Source organism: Pseudomonas sp. JAI111, assembly GCF_024809425.1.
Taxonomy (GTDB): Bacteria; Pseudomonadota; Gammaproteobacteria; order Pseudomonadales; family Pseudomonadaceae; genus Aquipseudomonas.
The window spans coordinates 154987-171046 of the sequence record NZ_JANUCB010000006.1 but is presented as its reverse complement, the minus strand read 5'-3'; the positions used below and the strand labels follow the sequence as shown (position 1 = coordinate 171046).

Sequence of the window (16060 nt, the reverse complement as noted above, 5' to 3'; positions counted from 1 at the left end):
GAGGCGTCTCGTCGCTTGCAAACCTGCATTTGGTCGATTCATTTGAGTCATTGGCACAACGGCGGCGTCTTCCAGAAGCGTCTAATTCAATGGCAAGCATAGAGTCTGCTGGTACACCGGACATCTTTTGCCGATAATCCGCCTTGCTTTTGACGTCATGGCTTTGACGTGCTGTTGGGTTTACGACTATTCGAAGAATCACCGTTTCTGGAGGCTTGGATGCACAACGACGGGAATGTAGTGCCTTTGCGCAAGGCGGCTACCGATCAGGCGACACAATCGCCACTCGCCCGCCTGCCTGTGATTCTGCTTCAGGTTCGCGACAAGGCCACTCAACAGTTACGGCATGGTTTACAGGAACTGTTCGATAACGCCGACGATACGCTATTCGAAATGGCCGATCGGGCGCGCAGCGATGTTGAACAGAACCTCTTTTTCGAAGCCATGCGTGACTTGCGTCTCAAGCGAAAAAGCATTGAGCGCGGTTTTCTCGAGCAATTCTTTGCGGCATTCGTCAGCCTCTCTCAGTACGACAGCAGCCGGCCGGCCTTGCCTCAGGCATTGGCGCTCGACACCGATGCATTACCCAGTGACGAGCTTGAGCGCAGCATCGCGGTGGAGGCCATGGTCGGCAAAGTGCTGAACCGCGACGGTTTCGCCCTCGACCAACTGACGGCCCGGCTCAGCGCGTTGCTGGGCAACGACCTGGACGATCAGCGCAACCCGTTGGGGCCGGCGATGCTCTGTGAGTATTTCTTGCAGGCCGGGCGCGACCTCGGGGTGGAAATCAAGGTCAAGCTGATCATCCTCAAGCTGTTCGATCGCTATGTGCTCAGCAGCGCTGATCAGCTGTATGCCGAAGCGAATCAGTTGCTCATCGCGACCGGTGTTTTGCCTGACCTCAAGCCCGCCCCCATGCGTCGTTTCACCGATCTTGCGACGGCCAGTGCCTATGCCGAGCCGGTGCAGGCCAGCGAACATCCAGGCAGCACGCTGCTCGATGAGGGCGTGCAGGAAGTCTTCGCTGCGCTGCAGGAGTTACTGCTGCACGTGCGCGGCAGCGTGGCGCCGACCCTGGAAGTCAGTGCCCAGACACAACCCATTTCTACCCGCGACCTGATGCGCCTGCTCTCGCACTTGCAGCAATACGTGCCGGCGCTGACGATGCAGGACGATTTCGATTTGCGTAACCAGCTCGAACAACTGCTGACCCGGGTCAGCGTCAAGAGTGGCAAGTCGCGCGTGGTCGACGGTGCCGACGAAGACGTGATCAACCTGATCGCCATGCTCTTTGAATGCATCCTCGATGACCGCAACCTGCCGGATACCCTCAAGGCGTTGATTGGCCGTCTGCAAATCCCGATGCTCAAAGTCGCGGTGCTCGACAAGAGCTTCTTCAGCCGCACCAGTCATCCGGCCCGGCGTCTGCTCAACGAAATCGCTGCAGCCGCCATGGGCTGGGGTGAGTGCGATGACCATGAGCGAGACAGCCTGTACCTGCGCATCGAGCAGGTCGTGCAGCGCCTGTTGAACGATTTTGTCGACGACCCGGCCATTTTTTCCGAACTGCTGGCGGATTTTCTCGCCTTTACCAGCGACGAGCGCCGACGCAGTGAGCTGCTGGAGCAGCGCACCCGTGACGCCGAAGAAGGCCGCGCCAAGACTGAATTGGCGCGCCAGCATGTCGAGCAGGCGCTTAATCAGGCGTTATTGGGCAAAGTGCTGCCCCAGGCGGTGGTGGCCTTCGTCCATCAAGCCTGGAGCAAAGTGCTGTTGTTGACCTGCCTCAAACACGGCGAACACTCCCCGGAGTGGCACGCCGATGTGCAGACCATGGAGCAATTGATCTGGAGCGTGCAGCGTCATGACGACCCAGATGCGGGTATGCGGTTGTTGGCACTGGTGCCCGGGTTGCTGAAGTCCCTGCGCGACGGGCTGAGCGCCTCGGCATTCGATCCGTTCGCCACCAGTGAGTTTTTCAGTGAGCTGGAAACCTTGCATCTTCAGTTGTTTGAAATTCCGGGGCACGCCGTCGAACAGCCTGTCGAGGCGCCGGTGATGGTCCAGGTGCTGGAAGAAATCGTACTGCGCAGCGCTGACGAAGGACCGGTCGATAGCGTGTCGGTGCGCTTGCCGGCGGACGATCCTGGCTTGCTTCAGGTCGATCAATTGCGTCTGGGCGCCTGGGTCGAATTTCAGGAGGACGAGGAAAACACCCTGCGTTGCAAGCTGGCAGCAATTATCGAAGCCACCGCAAAATATATTTTCGTCGATCGCACCGGGATGAAAGTGCTGGAGCGCAGTCGCATCGGCCTGGCCCTGGAATTTCGTCGCGGCGCGGTCCGGGCGCTGGACGACACCTTGCTGTTCGACCGGGCCCTGGAGTCGGTGCTTGGCAACCTGCGGCGCCTCAATCGCGGCAAGTGATCGCGCCCCAAGGGTCTATCGCGGCATACTGGGGGCCACACAGTCGTCGTTGAAGGAACCTGTATGCAGTTGGACCCCGCGAGCGGTTGGTGTCAGGGCGTACGTTTGTGCCCCTCGCCCAATTTCAATGCGCGCCCCACGGGCGAAATTTCCCTGCTGGTGATCCACAACATCAGCCTGCCGCCTGCGCAGTTTCTGACTGGCAAGGTGCAGGAATTTTTCCAGAATCGCCTGGATGTCACGGAGCACCCATACTTTGAAGGGATTGCCGACCTGCGGGTGTCCGCGCACTTTCTGATTGAACGTGACGGCACTGTCACTCAGTTTGTCTCCTGTCTTGAGCGCGCCTGGCACGCCGGTGTGTCGATTTTCGAGGGACGGGAAACCTGTAATGATTTTTCCCTGGGGATTGAGCTGGAAGGCACGGATGATCTGCCGTTCACCGATGCTCAGTATCAAGCGTTGATGGCGCTGACCCGCCAGCTGCAAAGCGCTTTCCCGGCCATCACCGCACAGCGCATCTGTGGCCATAGTGACATCGCCCCGGGCCGCAAAACGGATCCGGGACCTGCGTTCGACTGGGCACGCTATCGCGCCGCCCTGGCAAAAGAGGAACAACAATGAGTTTTCTGGTGCTGCTGCTGGCCGTCTGGATCGAGAAGTTCTCGGCCCTGCGCCATCGGGTTCAACGTGATGGCGGCTGGATACATGAACTGAACAAGCTTGAAGTCAACCCGCGACTGATTGATCGGCCATGGCTGATCCTGGTGGTGCTGGTGCTGCTGCCCGTGGCGCTGCTGGGTTTGTTGTTGGTGGTGCTGGATCCGGTGGCTTACGGGTTGCTGGCCTTGCCGGTGCATCTGCTGGTGGTGATTTACAGTCTGGGGCGTGGCGATTTGCTGGCCGGCCTCGGGCCGTTTCGCGATGCCTGGCGCCGGGAAGACCTGCAAGCGGCCGCCCATGTGGCGAAACGCGACCTGGATATTTGCGCCGACAGTGGCGAGCAATTGCTTGAACAGGTCCAGGGCCATTTGCTGTGGGAGGCTTATCAAAGCTTTTTCGCCGTGATTTTTTGGTATTTCCTGCTGGGTCCGGTTGCCGCTCTCAGCTATCGACTACTGGCGCTGGCCGAAGAGCACGGACAGAACCCGGCCGTGGTCGAGCGCGCGGGCCAGTTGCGTCACGCCTTTGACTGGGTGCCTGTGCGCCTGCTGGCTGCCAGTTTCGCGCTGGTCGGCAACTTTGTCGCCGTAAGCCGGGTGATGTTGCACGAACTGCTGAACTGGAACATCAGCGCTGCCCAGTTGATTGAAAAAGTCGGACTGGTCGCCGGTGAAATCCCTGCGCCAGTCGTCGGACCGGACGGCATCAACAGCCTGGACCGGATCTGGGAATTGCTGCTGCGAGCGGCGGTGCTCTGGTACGCAGGTTTTGCGCTGTGGACTGTCCTTCCTTAACACACCGATACCCGTATTCGTTGGCGCAAACCGCGTCAGCGACTACGGGGACGCCCGCCCCCCGTTAACCTTAAGTTACAAAACCTCTCTCCGATTTGAGCTATACAGGCATAGCGCTCAATAGTGGCTATCTGCCGTAGCACTGCGCCTGCCAATAAAAATAAGAATTCAAAGGGAGACTTCCAGTGAAGAGCTTGCTCTATCCCGCCGTCGCGCTGATGAATCGCCTGAGCTTCGGTATGAAGTTCAGCCTGATCAGTGTGTTATTCCTCGTGCCGATGCTGGTGACAAACTTTTATCTGGTGCGCGATTCCTATCGTGAGTTCCAGGGCACACAGGTGGAACTGCAGAGCCTCGATCTGCTGGGCAGCAGCCTGACCCTGCGACGGGACCTGGAAACCCTGAATAACCTGGTGCAGATCAACGTCACCCTCGGCCAGTCCGGCAAAGCCGGCAACGTCGAATCGCAGATCAGCACCCTGGGACAAAGCGTGCTGACCCGTTTGCAGGGCATGACGGCGATGACCACCGATGCGGAGCAGATCGCGATTTTCGATGCCAAGCGCGACGAAATGATTGCTGCGTTCAAGGCCCAGCAAGCGGAAAGCTCCCTGCAAAGCAAAAGCGGAATGATCGGAAAGTTGCTGGGCAGCGCGCAGATTTTCAGTCAGATCATTGCCAGCCAGGCCGGACTGGGCCGTGACACTCAGAGCGACATGCGGCAACTGAGCGAACTCATTACCAACGTCACCCCACCGGTTACCCAGATCTTGGGCGATGGCCGTGCGATGGGTTCCTATTCGCTGGGGCAGGGCTTTCTCAATTCGTCGTCGAGCACACGATTCGATGAGTTGCTGGCGCAGATCGAAAAGCTCCAGGGCGAATACGGTTTGAAGTTGCAGGACGCCATGGGCTCCAGCAAGGCCGCGCGCGAAAGCCTGGCGGCCTTGGCCGATAGCAGCAAGGCGTCGCTGAAAAAGGCCAGTGAACTGTTCGAAGAGCAGGTGGTGATGGCCGATACGCTCGATGCGCCATGGCAGGGCTTTTACGATCAGGTCACAGGCCTGATGGACAAGACCTACCAACTCAATGAAGCCACGCTGAAGTTTCTCGGCGCTCAGTTGCAGCAGCGACTGGAGCAGAACCGCACCCACATGGTGATGCAGGCCGTGGCGTTGACGGTGGTGTTTGTGCTGATTTTTTACCTGTACGGCGGCTTCTACGCCTCGACCCGCACCACCCTCAAACGGCTTGGGGCGACATTGGACAAAGTGGCGGCGGGCGATATGACCGTCACGTTCCGCGCAGAAAGCCGCGATGAACTCGGCGAATTGGGCGAGGTGTTCAACGGCACGGTGAAAAAAATCCACGACCTGATCGAGCGCGTAGGACAAACCGTCAATGAGGTCGAGCGCCAGGCCGGGCAGGTCGAAAGTGTCTCTGCCCGAAGCAACCAGGCCGTGGCAGGGCAGCGCTCGCAGATCGAGCAGGTCGCCACCGCCATGAACCAGATGTCGGCGACCTCGCTTGAGGTGGCGCGCAGTGCCGCCGCGGCGGTCAGCAGTGCCCACAGCGTCAATGACGAGACCATCAGCGGTCGCGGGCTGGTGGAGTCCCAACAGGGCAGCATCGCGCAGCTGGCCAGCGAGATCGACCAGTCGGTGCAGGTGGTCAATCAACTGGCCAGCGACAGCCAGTCCATCAGCCGCGTGCTGGAGGTGATCAAGAGCATTGCCGAACAGACCAACCTTCTGGCCCTCAACGCCGCTATCGAAGCGGCACGGGCCGGCGAGCAGGGCCGTGGCTTTGCGGTGGTGGCCGATGAGGTGCGAACCCTGGCCAAGCGAACCCAGCAATCGACCGAGGAAATCGAGCAGATGATCGCCAAGCTGCACAGCGGTGTCGGCGCTGCGGTGAAAGCGATGGGCATCAGCCACCAAATGGCCGATGGCACGGTCGGGCAGTCGGAAAAAGTCCAGCAGGCGCTGGAAAACATTCTTGGTGCCGTCGGCATGATCGTCGACCAGAACCAGCAGATCGCCGCGGCGGTAGAGCAGCAGACAGCCGTTGCCCATGATATTGACCAGAACATCGTCGAGATCAACCGGGCCGGTGAGCGCACCGCTGAAGGCGCGCACCAGACGGAGGATGCCAGTCGCGCGTTGTCGGCTCAGGTGGTGGAACTCAAGCAATTGATCAGCGCGTTCCGGGTGTGATGCCGTGCCGAACATCAACGGTGGGAGCAGCCTTGTCCCACCTTTTTTGAGTGGCGTCTGTCGTATTTTTTCCCAAATCAGGTCGGCAACTTCCTGATTTCCTGCGAGTTCTCTTTTTTTAGTCTTCAATGAAGGAAGATCAACCACTCTGACCCGCCCTGAGGAGGCTCGGTGATGTCATCTGCAACAATTGGAATCCAGGGGCGCTGCGCCCACTGTGAAACCACGCTTGTGCTCGAACCCTGGCAGCTCAACGCTATTGCGATCAACGAGTCGTTCGCCTGTGCCCACTGCCATAAAGCGTTGAAATTGAGCGACCCGCATCAGATCAAGCGCTTGAAATCCATCGACTCCCTGGCCATGTTGCGGGCAAGCACGTTGGTGACCGTGTGCACCGCGTTGCTGGTGGCATTGGTGATGGAGTGGATCAGGTTGATCAGCGTGGTCGAACAGCTGAATTTTTCACTGATTGCGATTCTGATCTATTTCGGTGTCGTGCAATACGCTCGGCACAAGCAACACATGACGCTGATTCTGGAAGCCGCCAAGGCTCACGCCGACTGATTACCAGTTGAACAGCGCACAGGCATTGGCCGTGCTCGTCTCAGCCAATTGTTCGGGACTGATCGCCATGATGTGCGCCAGTGCCGAGCAGATTGCCGGCAGGTGCGCGGGGGTGTTGCGTTGACCGGGAAACATGACTGGCGCCATGTCCGGGGAATCGGTCTCCAGAACCACTGAATCCAGCGGCAACTCGGCGAGCACACGGTGCATGCGCAACGCTTGAGGCCAGGTGGCGGCACCACCGAGGCCGAGTTTGAACCCCAGCTTGATGTATTCGCGGGCTTCTTCCTTGCTACCGGCGAACGCGTGAATGATCCCTGCGCGTTTGAGCTTGAACCGCTTGAGCGTGGCAACTACTGCCGCATGGCTACGTCGCACATGAATCAGCGCCGGAAGATTGAAGTCCGCCGCCAGTTGCAACTGTGCTTCGAACAACGCCTGCTGGCGCTCGCGATCCAGGGTTTCGATGAAGTAATCCAGGCCGATTTCGCCCACAGCGCACAATTGCCGATGACCGGCAAGCCGGGTCAGCCAATCACCGAGCGCAGCTAAATCTTCAGGGCGATGATCGTCCAGATACACCGGGTGCAAGCCGAACGCCGCATGCAGGTCAGGATCGCTTTGCACCAGATCCCAAACCCGTTGCCAGTTACCCTGGAACACCCCCAGCACCACCATCCGCCGCACCCCGAGGGCGCGGCTTTCGGAGAGCAGCGCCGCACGGTCTTCGTCGAAGTCCGGAAAGTCCAGATGAGTGTGGCTGTCGATCAGCTCCACGGTTCAATCCTGGCGAATACGTTGCTTGAAGGTCCGCGCAATGGCCTGCACGCCGGGTTGGTAATCGGACTGCTCGATGGCGGCCAGCGCGAGCGCCAGGGCTTTGTCGGCGATCAGTTGGTGCTGCTGGGCCATGGCATTGACCGGCAGTGGCAGGAAGTCCAGCAGCTGCGTATCGCCGAAGGTGCCCAGGCGCAGCGGGCGGGTCTTGAGCGGGAAATCGTGCAAGGCATCGAACACGCCTTGAAGCAGCACGTAGGAGGTGGTCACCAGCGCATCCGGCAAATGGCCCAGGCGCTGCAGCAATTCTTCCATCAACTGTTTGCCGCATTCGCGGCTGAACGACTCTCCGTGCTCAATCAGCACTTCGCCCTTGAACCCGGCCAACGCCTCTTTGAATCCAGCAGCCCGTTCCTGACTGATGCTCAGCTCTGGACGCGCGCCAATCAACGCAATTTGCTTGGGCAGCGGATCGAGCAGGCTGCGGGTCAATTGCAGGCTGGCCTCGCGGTCATCGCTGATCACCGAACAGAAATGTTCGGGTTCCATCACCCGGTCGATGGCAATGATCGGAATGCCTTTGGCTTGCAGCTGACGGTAACTGTCGTCTCCGGCCGGCAGGCAGCTGGCAACGATCAGCGCATCGCAGCGCCGCGCGCGGAACAGTTTGAGCAATTGACGCTCGCTGTCCGGCGCATCGTCCGAGCTGGCGATCAGCAATTGATAGCCGCGAGCCCGGGCGCCTTGCTCGAGCAATTTGGCAATTCGTGCGTAACTGGGGTTTTCCAGATCCGGCAGAATGAAGCCCAAAGTGCGTGTGTGCCGACTGCGCAGCCCGGCCGCCTGGGGATTAGGTGTAAAACCATGTTGTTCAACGACGGCACGCACACGCTCGACGGTGGCGCTGCTGATGCGTTGCTGTTCGGCCTTGCCATTGATGACGTAACTGGCGGTGGTAACGGACACACCGGCCAATTGTGCGATATCACTGAGTTTCAACTCGGGGGTTTCCTTGTTTTTCGCCCGACATTTTTGACAATCCTACCCGATTCGGACAGGTGACCATTGTCGCAACGTATCCGACAAGTTGGACTTCAAGGATGGGACATTATCGAGTAACGTGCCAATCATTCTAGATTAAACGATTCAGCAAGCGTATTTTCTACGTTATAGGTGCATTTGGACGGTTCTGCCGCGAAACCGCCAAAAGTCATGACCAAGCGCCTAAGCTGAATCATTCAAAACAATACCTGGCGCCCACAGGCGCCAAAAAGGAGAAAGCATGCTCGAGCTCACCATAGAGCAGATTTCCATGGGCCAATCGGCTGTGGATAAGTCCGCAGCGTTGCACTTGCTGGCCCAACATCTGGTTGCCGATGGATTGGTTGCCGAGGGTTATCTCGCCGGTTTGCAGGCGCGCGAAGCCCAGGGCTCGACCTTTCTCGGTCAAGGTATTGCCATCCCCCACGGTACCCCGGATACCCGCGATCAGGTGTTTTCCACCGGCGTGCGCCTGATGCAGTTCCCCGAAGGCGTGGACTGGGGCGATGGTCAGATTGTTTACCTGGCGATTGGTATTGCCGCCAAGTCCGACGAACACCTGCGTTTACTGCAACTGCTGACACGCGCCCTCGGCGAGACCGATCTGGGTCAGGCCCTGCGTCGCGCCAGCACCGCCGAAGCCTTGCTGAAACTGTTGCAAGGCGCGCCGCAGGAGCTGGCGTTGGATGCACAGATGATCGGCCTTGGTGTTTCCGCCGATGATTTCGAAGAGCTGGTCTGGCGCGGTGCGCGTTTGCTGCGCCAGGCGGATTGTGTGAGCAACGGGTTCGCCGGCGTCTTGCAGCAAGTCGAAGCGCTGCCCCTGGGCGATGGTTTGTGGTGGTTGCACAGCGAACAGACCGTGAAGCGCCCCGGCCTGGCCTTCGTCACCCCGGACAAACCGATGCGTTACCTCGGCCAGCCGCTCAGCGGCCTGTTTTGCCTGGCCAGCCTCGGCGAGGCGCATCAAGCCCTGCTCGAACGCCTGTGTGCGTTGCTGATCGAAGGTCGCGGCCACGAATTGGGTCGCGCCACCAGCAGCCGCGCGGTGCTTGAAGTGCTGGGCGGTGAGTTGCCGGCGGATTGGCCAAGCGCTCGTATCGCCCTGGCCAACGCCCATGGCTTGCATGCACGCCCGGCGAAGATCCTTGCGCAACTGGCGAAAAGTTTCGAAGGTGAAATCCGCGTACGCATCGTCGAAGGGCAGGACAGCGCCGTGTCGGTGAAGAGCTTGAGCAAGCTGCTCAGCCTTGGCGCTCGCCGTGGTCAGGTGCTTGAATTCGTCGCCGAACCGAGCATCGCCGCCGACGCGTTGCCAGCCCTGTTGGCGGCCATCGAGGAAGGTCTCGGGGAAGAAGTCGAGCCGTTGCCGCCAGTCAGTCAGCAGCGTGAAATATTTGCCGATGTCGCCGAAGTGCTGCTTGCACCGAAATCCGGCAGTCTGATTCAGGCCATCGCCGCTGCGCCGGGAATTGCCATCGGTCCGGCACATATCCAAGTGCTGCAAACCATCGAATACCCGCTGCGCGGTGAGTCTGCCGCCATCGAGCGCGAGCGTCTCAAACAGGCGCTGGCCGACGTGCGTCGCGACATCGAAGGGTTGATCGAACGCAGCAAATCGAAGGCCATTCGCGAGATTTTTATTACCCACCAGGAAATGCTCGACGATCCGGAACTGACCGATGAAGTCGACACCCGTCTCAAGCAAGGCGAAAGCGCCGAAGCGGCGTGGATGGCGGTGATTGAAGCGGCGGCCAAACAACAGGAATCGTTGCAGGACGCGCTGCTCGCCGAACGCGCCGCGGACTTGCGCGACATCGGCCGTCGTGTGCTGGCGCAACTCAGTGGCATCGAAACCCCGAGCGAGCCCGACCAACCGTACATTCTGGTGATGGATGAAGTCGGTCCGTCCGACGTGGCGCGTCTCGATCCGACGCGGGTCGCCGGCATTCTTACCGCCCGTGGCGGCGCCACCGCGCACAGTGCGATCGTTGCCCGGGCGCTGGGTATTCCGGCGCTGGTCGGCGCTGGTGCGGCGGTGCTGCTGCTGGCGCCGGGCACGCCGTTGCTGATCGATGGCCAGCGCGGTCGCTTGCACGTCGATGCCGACGCCGCCACCTTGCAGCGCGCCACGCAGGAACGCGATACCCGCGAACAACGTCTCAAGGCCGCCGCCGAGCAACGCCATCAACCGGCGTTGACTACCGATGGCCACGCGGTCGAAGTGTTCGCCAACATCGGCGAGAGCGCCGGCGTCACCAGCGCGGTGGAGCAGGGCGCCGAAGGCATCGGCTTGCTGCGCACCGAACTGATTTTCATGGCCCATTCGCAAGCGCCGGACGAAGCCACTCAGGAAGTCGAATACCGTCGCGTCCTCGATGGCCTGGCCGGTCGTCCGCTGGTGGTGCGCACCCTTGATGTCGGTGGCGACAAACCGCTGCCGTATTGGCCGATCGCCAAAGAAGAAAACCCGTTCCTCGGCGTGCGCGGCATTCGCCTGACCCTGCAGCGCCCGCAGATCATGGAAGCGCAATTGCGCGCCTTGTTGCGTGCCGCCGACAACCGTCCGCTGCGGATCATGTTCCCGATGGTCGGCAGCGTTGATGAGTGGCGCCAGGCTCGGGACATGACCGAACGCCTGCGTCTGGAAATCCCGGTTGCAGACTTGCAATTGGGGATCATGATTGAAGTACCGTCAGCGGCATTGCTGGCGCCGGTGCTGGCCAAAGAGGTCGACTTTTTCAGCGTCGGCACCAATGACCTGACCCAATACACCCTGGCCATCGACCGTGGTCATCCAACCTTGTCGGCCCAGGCTGACGGGTTGCACCCGGCGGTGCTGCAACTGATCGACATCACCGTGCGCGCCGCCCATGCCCACGGCAAATGGGTTGGCGTGTGCGGCGAGTTGGCGGCTGATCCGCTGGCGGTGCCGGTGCTGGTCGGTCTGGGTGTGGATGAACTCAGCGTGTCGGGCCGCAGCATCGCCGAGGTCAAGGCGCGGGTGCGCGAGCTCAGCCTGGCCCAGACCCGAATTCTCGCCCAGCAGGCCTTGGCCGTGGGCAGCGCGAATGAAGTTCGCGCATTAGTGGAGGCCCTGTAATGGCCAAGATTCTAACCCTGACCCTCAATCCGGCGCTGGACCTCACCGTCCAGTTGCCGCTGCTCGCTCCAGGTCAGGTCAATCGCAGCGACGAGATGCACACCCACGCCGCCGGCAAAGGCGTGAACGTGGCGCAGGTGCTGGCGGACCTTGGGCATCAGCTCACCGTCAGCGGTTTCCTTGGTGAAGAGAACCTGCAAGCGTTCGAAACCCTGTTCGCCAAACGTGGTTTTGTCGACGCGTTTATCCGTGTTCCCGGCGAGACACGCAGCAACATCAAACTGGCAGAAAGCGATGGGCGCATCACTGATATCAACGGTCCCGGGCCGATGGTGGATGAGGCCGCGCAACAAGCTTTGCTCGATCGACTCGAGCAGATTGCGCCGGGCCATGAAGCCGTTGTCGTCGCCGGCAGCCTGCCTCAAGGCATCAGTCCCGCGTGGCTGCAGGCGTTGATTTCACGGTTGAAAAACCTTGGCTTGAAAGTCGCCCTCGACACCAGCGGCGAAGCCTTGCGTGCCGCGCTCAAGGCCGGTCCCTGGCTGATCAAGCCAAACTCCGAAGAGCTGGCCGAGGTGCTGGGTTGCGAGGTGGTTTCGGTCACCGCCCAAGCCGAAGCGGCGAGCCGTTTGCACGCTCAAGGCATCGAGCATGTGGTGATCTCCCACGGCGCCGATGGCGTGAACTGGTTCAGTGTCGGTTCGGCGATGCACGCCACGCCGCCCAAGGTCAGCGTCGCCAGTACGGTGGGCGCGGGCGATTCGTTGTTGGCCGGCATGCTCCACGGTTTGCTCAGCGCCGATACGCCTGAACAGACCCTGCGCACGGCCACAGCGATTGCCGCGATGGCGGTCACCCAGATCGGTTTCGGCATCAACGACGCCGCGCAATTGGCGCAGCTCGAACAGGGTGTGCGCGTGCGCCCCCTGACAGAACAATAAGAGGGTTTGTCATGAAGTTAGCCATTGTTACGGCCTGTCCGAACGGCATGGTCACCAGTGTGCTGTGCGCCCGCTTGCTCGATGCGGCGGCCCAGCGTCAGGGCTGGAGCACCTGCGTTGAAGTCAACGACGCGGCGCACCCGGAACGCCAATTGTCGGCGGCCACGATCGAGGGCGCCGAGTGGGTATTGCTGGTCACCAGCGCCCCGGTCGACATGTCCCGATTCGTCGGCAAGCGCGTCTTCCAGAGCACGCCGGCCCAGGCGCTGCAGGATGTCGAAGCGGTGCTGCGCCGAGGTGCCGAGGAGGCTCAGGTTTACGTCGCTCCCGAAGCCGTCGCAGAGCCGGTTGCCGTTGTGCAAAACGCGCCGCGACTGGTGGCGATCACAGCCTGCCCGACCGGCGTCGCGCACACGTTCATGGCCGCCGAAGCCTTGCAGCAAGCGGCCAAACGCCTGGGCTACGAGCTGCAAATCGAAACCCAGGGCTCGGTCGGTGCGCGCAATCCATTAAGCGCCGCCGCGATTGCCGATGCCGATGTGGTGTTGCTGGCCTGCGATATCGAAGTCGCCACCGAGCGTTTCGCCGGCAAGAAGATTTACCGCTGCGGCACGGGTATTGCTCTCAAGCAAGCTGAAGCGACACTGAAAAAAGCCTTGGCCGAAGGCAAACAGGAAACTGCTGCAACCGGCGCCCAAGGCCCGGCCAAGCAAGAGAAGTCCGGCGTCTACAAACACTTGCTGACCGGTGTGTCGTTCATGTTGCCGATGGTGGTGGCGGGCGGCTTGATGATCGCCTTGTCCTTCGTGTTCGGCATCACTGCGTTCAAGGAACCGGGCACATTGGCGGCGGCGCTGATGCAGATCGGCGGCGAGACCGCGTTCAAGCTGATGGTGCCGCTGCTGGCGGGTTACATCGCCTACTCGATCGCCGACCGTCCGGGCCTGGCGCCGGGGATGATTGGCGGTTTGCTGGCGAGCACCCTCGGTGCCGGTTTCATCGGCGGGATCATTGCCGGTTTCATCGCCGGTTATGCGGCGCAGGCGATCAATCGTTATGCGCGCTTGCCGCAAAGTCTTGAGGCGCTGAAACCGATCCTGATCATCCCGTTGCTGGCGAGCCTGTTCACCGGTCTGGTGATGATCTACGTGGTCGGCAAACCGGTAGCCGGCATGCTCGAAGCGCTCACGCACTTCCTCGACAGCATGGGCACCACCAACGCGATTCTGCTCGGTGTGTTGCTGGGCGGCATGATGTGCGTCGACCTTGGCGGGCCGATCAACAAGGCGGCTTATGCGTTCTCGGTCGGGCTTCTGGCGTCCCAGAGTTATGCACCAATGGCCGCGACCATGGCCGCTGGCATGGTGCCGCCGATTGGCCTGGGCATCGCCACGTTCATTGCGCGTCGCAAGTTTGCCCAAACCGAGCGCGAGGCAGGTAAAGCGGCGCTGGTATTGGGGCTGTGCTTTATTTCCGAAGGGGCAATTCCGTTTGCCGCCAAGGACCCGCTGCGGGTGATTCCGGCGAGCATTGCCGGTGGTGCGCTGACCGGTGCGTTGTCGATGTATTTCGGCTGCAAACTGATGGCGCCGCACGGTGGCTTGTTTGTGTTGGCGATCCCGAATGCGATCAACCATGCGCTGCTGTATTTGCTGGCGATTGTGGCTGGCAGTCTGCTGACGGCGGTGGCGTACGCGCTGCTCAAGCGGCCGGAAACAGTTGAGTTGGCACTGGAGCCAGCCAAGGCCTGACACAAAACCCTGTGGGAGTGAGCCTACTCGCGATGACGATTTAACATCCAGCAGAAATGGTGACTGTTACACCGCAATCGCGAGAAGGCTCGCTCCCACAGGGATTGCGTTTTCACATCAGCGTCACGCGCGCGTGTTTAAGTTTTCCTTTTCAGGGAGAACACCATGAGCGAATTCGATCTTGGCCGCCGCCGCGTCATCCAGGCCGTCGGCGCCGGCCTGTTGCTTCCTGGTCTGGCGCCGGCAGTGATCGCGTCAGTCCAGGATCGTCCGCAACTCACCGACGGCGTGCAGTCCGGCGACTTGCTGGGCGACCGGGCGATGATCTGGAGTCGCTGCGACCGTGCGGCGCGGATGGTGGTGGAATGGGACACCCGCAGCCTGTTCGGCAACCCCCGCCGACTCGTCTCGCCAGTGGCCGATGCGCGCAGCGATTTCACCGCTCGCGTGGAGCTCACCGACCTGCCCGCCGATCAGGCGATTTTCTATCGCGTGTCCTTCGAAGATGCCCAGAGTGGCGCCGCCAGCGAACCCTGGTTCGGCCACTTGCGCAGCGTGCCGCAAGCCCGTCGCGATATCCGTTTTGTCTGGAGCGGTGACACCGTCGGCCAAGGCTTTGGCATCAACCCCGACATTGGCGGCATGCGCATCTACGAAGCCATGCGCTTGCGCCTGCCGGACTTCTTTATCCACAGCGGCGACACCATCTACGCCGACGGCCCGGTGCCAGCGCAACTGACCACGGAAAGCGGCCGTGTGTGGCGCAATATCACCAGCGAAGCCAAGAGCAAAGTCGCCGAAACCCTCGATGAATATCGTGGCAATTACCGCTACAACCTGATGGACGAAAACATCCGTCGCTTCAACGCCGAAGTACCGCAGATCTGGCAGTGGGACGATCACGAAGTGGTGAATAACTGGTCGCCGGGCAAACAACTCGACGGGCGCTACCAAAGCAAGGATATCTACAGCCTGGTGGGCCGTGCGCGGCAAGCCTGGCTGGAATATGCACCGATGCGCCTGCAGAGCGCCGACGGCGGCGGACGAATTTATCGCAAGCTCAGCTATGGGCCGTTGCTGGATGTGTTCGTGCTGGACATGCGCAGTTATCGAGGGGCCAATGACGCCAACCTTGGCGGCGAAAAACCCTTTCTCGGTCGCGAGCAACTGGGCTGGTTGAAGGCTTCGTTGAAAGGCTCCACCGCGCAATGGAAAGTGATTGCCGCCGACATGCCGATCGGCCTAGGCGTGCCGGACGGCGAAGTCAGCCCCGGTGTGACGCGCTGGGAAGCGGTGGCCAACGGCGATCCCGGCCCGGCCCAGGGACGTGAACTGGAAATCGCCGAGTTGTTGGGTTTCTTGCGGGCGCAACAGGTGCGCAATTTTGTGTTCCTGACCGCAGATGTGCATTACTGCGCCGCGCATCATTACCACCCGGACCGCGCTGCTTTTCAGGACTTCGAACCGTTCTGGGAGTTTGTTGCCGGACCGTTGAATGCGGGGAGTTTCGGGCCCAATCCGCTGGATAAAACCTTTGGCCCCGAGGTGGTCTTCGAGAAAGCCCCACCCGCGCAGAACACTTCGCCGTTTGCCGGATTTCAGTTTTTTGGCGAGGTGAATATCGACGGGCAGACGGGGGAGATGAGTGTGGTGTTGCGGGATCTGGATGGGGTTGGGGTGTTTGAGCAGAAGTTGCAGCCAGTCTGAAAAAAAATCGCGAGCAGACCCAGACTCCTGTGGGAGTGAGCCTGCTCGCGATGGCGGTGTAACAGCCGCTGTATTT

At 60.7% G+C, this 16060-nt stretch carries 11 protein-coding genes and 1 pseudogene; 10 read left to right on the top strand and 2 right to left on the bottom strand.

Going from position 1 to position 16060, the window contains the following annotated elements; all coding sequences use genetic code 11:
- Positions 1–219 precede the first annotated feature (219 nt).
- From HNR03_RS19805 to HNR03_RS19785, 6 genes and pseudogenes are all read left to right on the top strand, one after another.
- Positions 220–2427 carry a DUF1631 domain-containing protein gene (locus HNR03_RS19805; RefSeq protein WP_259155349.1) on the top strand — a complete coding sequence of 736 codons (2208 nt, stop codon included), beginning with the start codon at positions 220–222 and terminating at the stop codon, positions 2425–2427.
- 63 nt (positions 2428–2490) lie between these two features.
- The gene (ampD, locus tag HNR03_RS19800) at positions 2491–3051 is read left to right on the top strand and encodes a 1,6-anhydro-N-acetylmuramyl-L-alanine amidase AmpD (protein ID WP_259155348.1); all 561 of its coding nucleotides are present in this window, start codon (positions 2491–2493) and stop codon (positions 3049–3051) included.
- Positions 3048–3884 (top strand): regulatory signaling modulator protein AmpE, encoded by an 837-nt coding sequence (ampE, locus tag HNR03_RS19795; RefSeq protein ID WP_259155347.1) that lies wholly within the window; start codon positions 3048–3050, stop codon positions 3882–3884. Before ampD ends, ampE begins: the two co-directional genes overlap by 4 nt.
- Before the next feature lie 218 nt (positions 3885–4102).
- Positions 4103–5194, top strand: a pseudogene (locus HNR03_RS31945) (methyl-accepting chemotaxis protein); the annotation flags it as partial.
- Positions 5171–6100 (top strand): methyl-accepting chemotaxis protein, encoded by a 930-nt coding sequence (locus HNR03_RS31940; protein WP_405046067.1) that lies wholly within the window; start codon positions 5171–5173, stop codon positions 6098–6100. The pseudogene HNR03_RS31945 and the gene HNR03_RS31940, both read left to right, overlap by 24 nt.
- Positions 6101–6274: 174 nt before the next feature.
- Positions 6275–6664 carry a hypothetical protein gene (locus HNR03_RS19785; protein WP_222589748.1) on the top strand — a complete coding sequence of 130 codons (390 nt, stop codon included), beginning with the start codon at positions 6275–6277 and terminating at the stop codon, positions 6662–6664.
- Here the strand turns inward: HNR03_RS19785 and HNR03_RS19780 are convergent, their stop codons facing one another.
- Positions 6665–7441, bottom strand: coding sequence for a TatD family hydrolase (locus tag HNR03_RS19780; protein ID WP_259155345.1), 777 nt, complete (start codon positions 7439–7441; stop codon positions 6665–6667).
- Between the two features lie 3 nt (positions 7442–7444).
- Entirely contained in the window at positions 7445–8440 is a 996-nt protein-coding gene (gene cra, locus HNR03_RS19775; protein WP_222589750.1) for a catabolite repressor/activator, read from the bottom strand.
- A 283-nt stretch (positions 8441–8723) separates the two neighbouring features.
- On the opposite strand from cra, the gene ptsP reads away from it, so the two are divergent.
- From ptsP to HNR03_RS19755, 4 genes are all read left to right on the top strand, one after another.
- Positions 8724–11585 carry a phosphoenolpyruvate--protein phosphotransferase gene (ptsP, locus tag HNR03_RS19770; protein WP_259155344.1) on the top strand — a complete coding sequence of 954 codons (2862 nt, stop codon included), beginning with the start codon at positions 8724–8726 and terminating at the stop codon, positions 11583–11585.
- On the top strand, positions 11585–12526 hold the full coding sequence (gene pfkB / locus HNR03_RS19765) for a 1-phosphofructokinase (protein ID WP_259155342.1): 942 nt from the start codon (positions 11585–11587) through the stop codon (positions 12524–12526). Before ptsP ends, pfkB begins: the two co-directional genes overlap by 1 nt.
- A gap of 11 nt (positions 12527–12537) precedes the next feature.
- Positions 12538–14277, top strand: coding sequence for a PTS fructose-like transporter subunit IIB (locus HNR03_RS19760; protein WP_259155341.1), 1740 nt, complete (start codon positions 12538–12540; stop codon positions 14275–14277).
- A 165-nt stretch (positions 14278–14442) separates the two neighbouring features.
- Entirely contained in the window at positions 14443–15984 is a 1542-nt protein-coding gene (locus tag HNR03_RS19755) for an alkaline phosphatase (RefSeq protein ID WP_259155340.1), read from the top strand.
- Positions 15985–16060 lie beyond the last annotated feature (76 nt).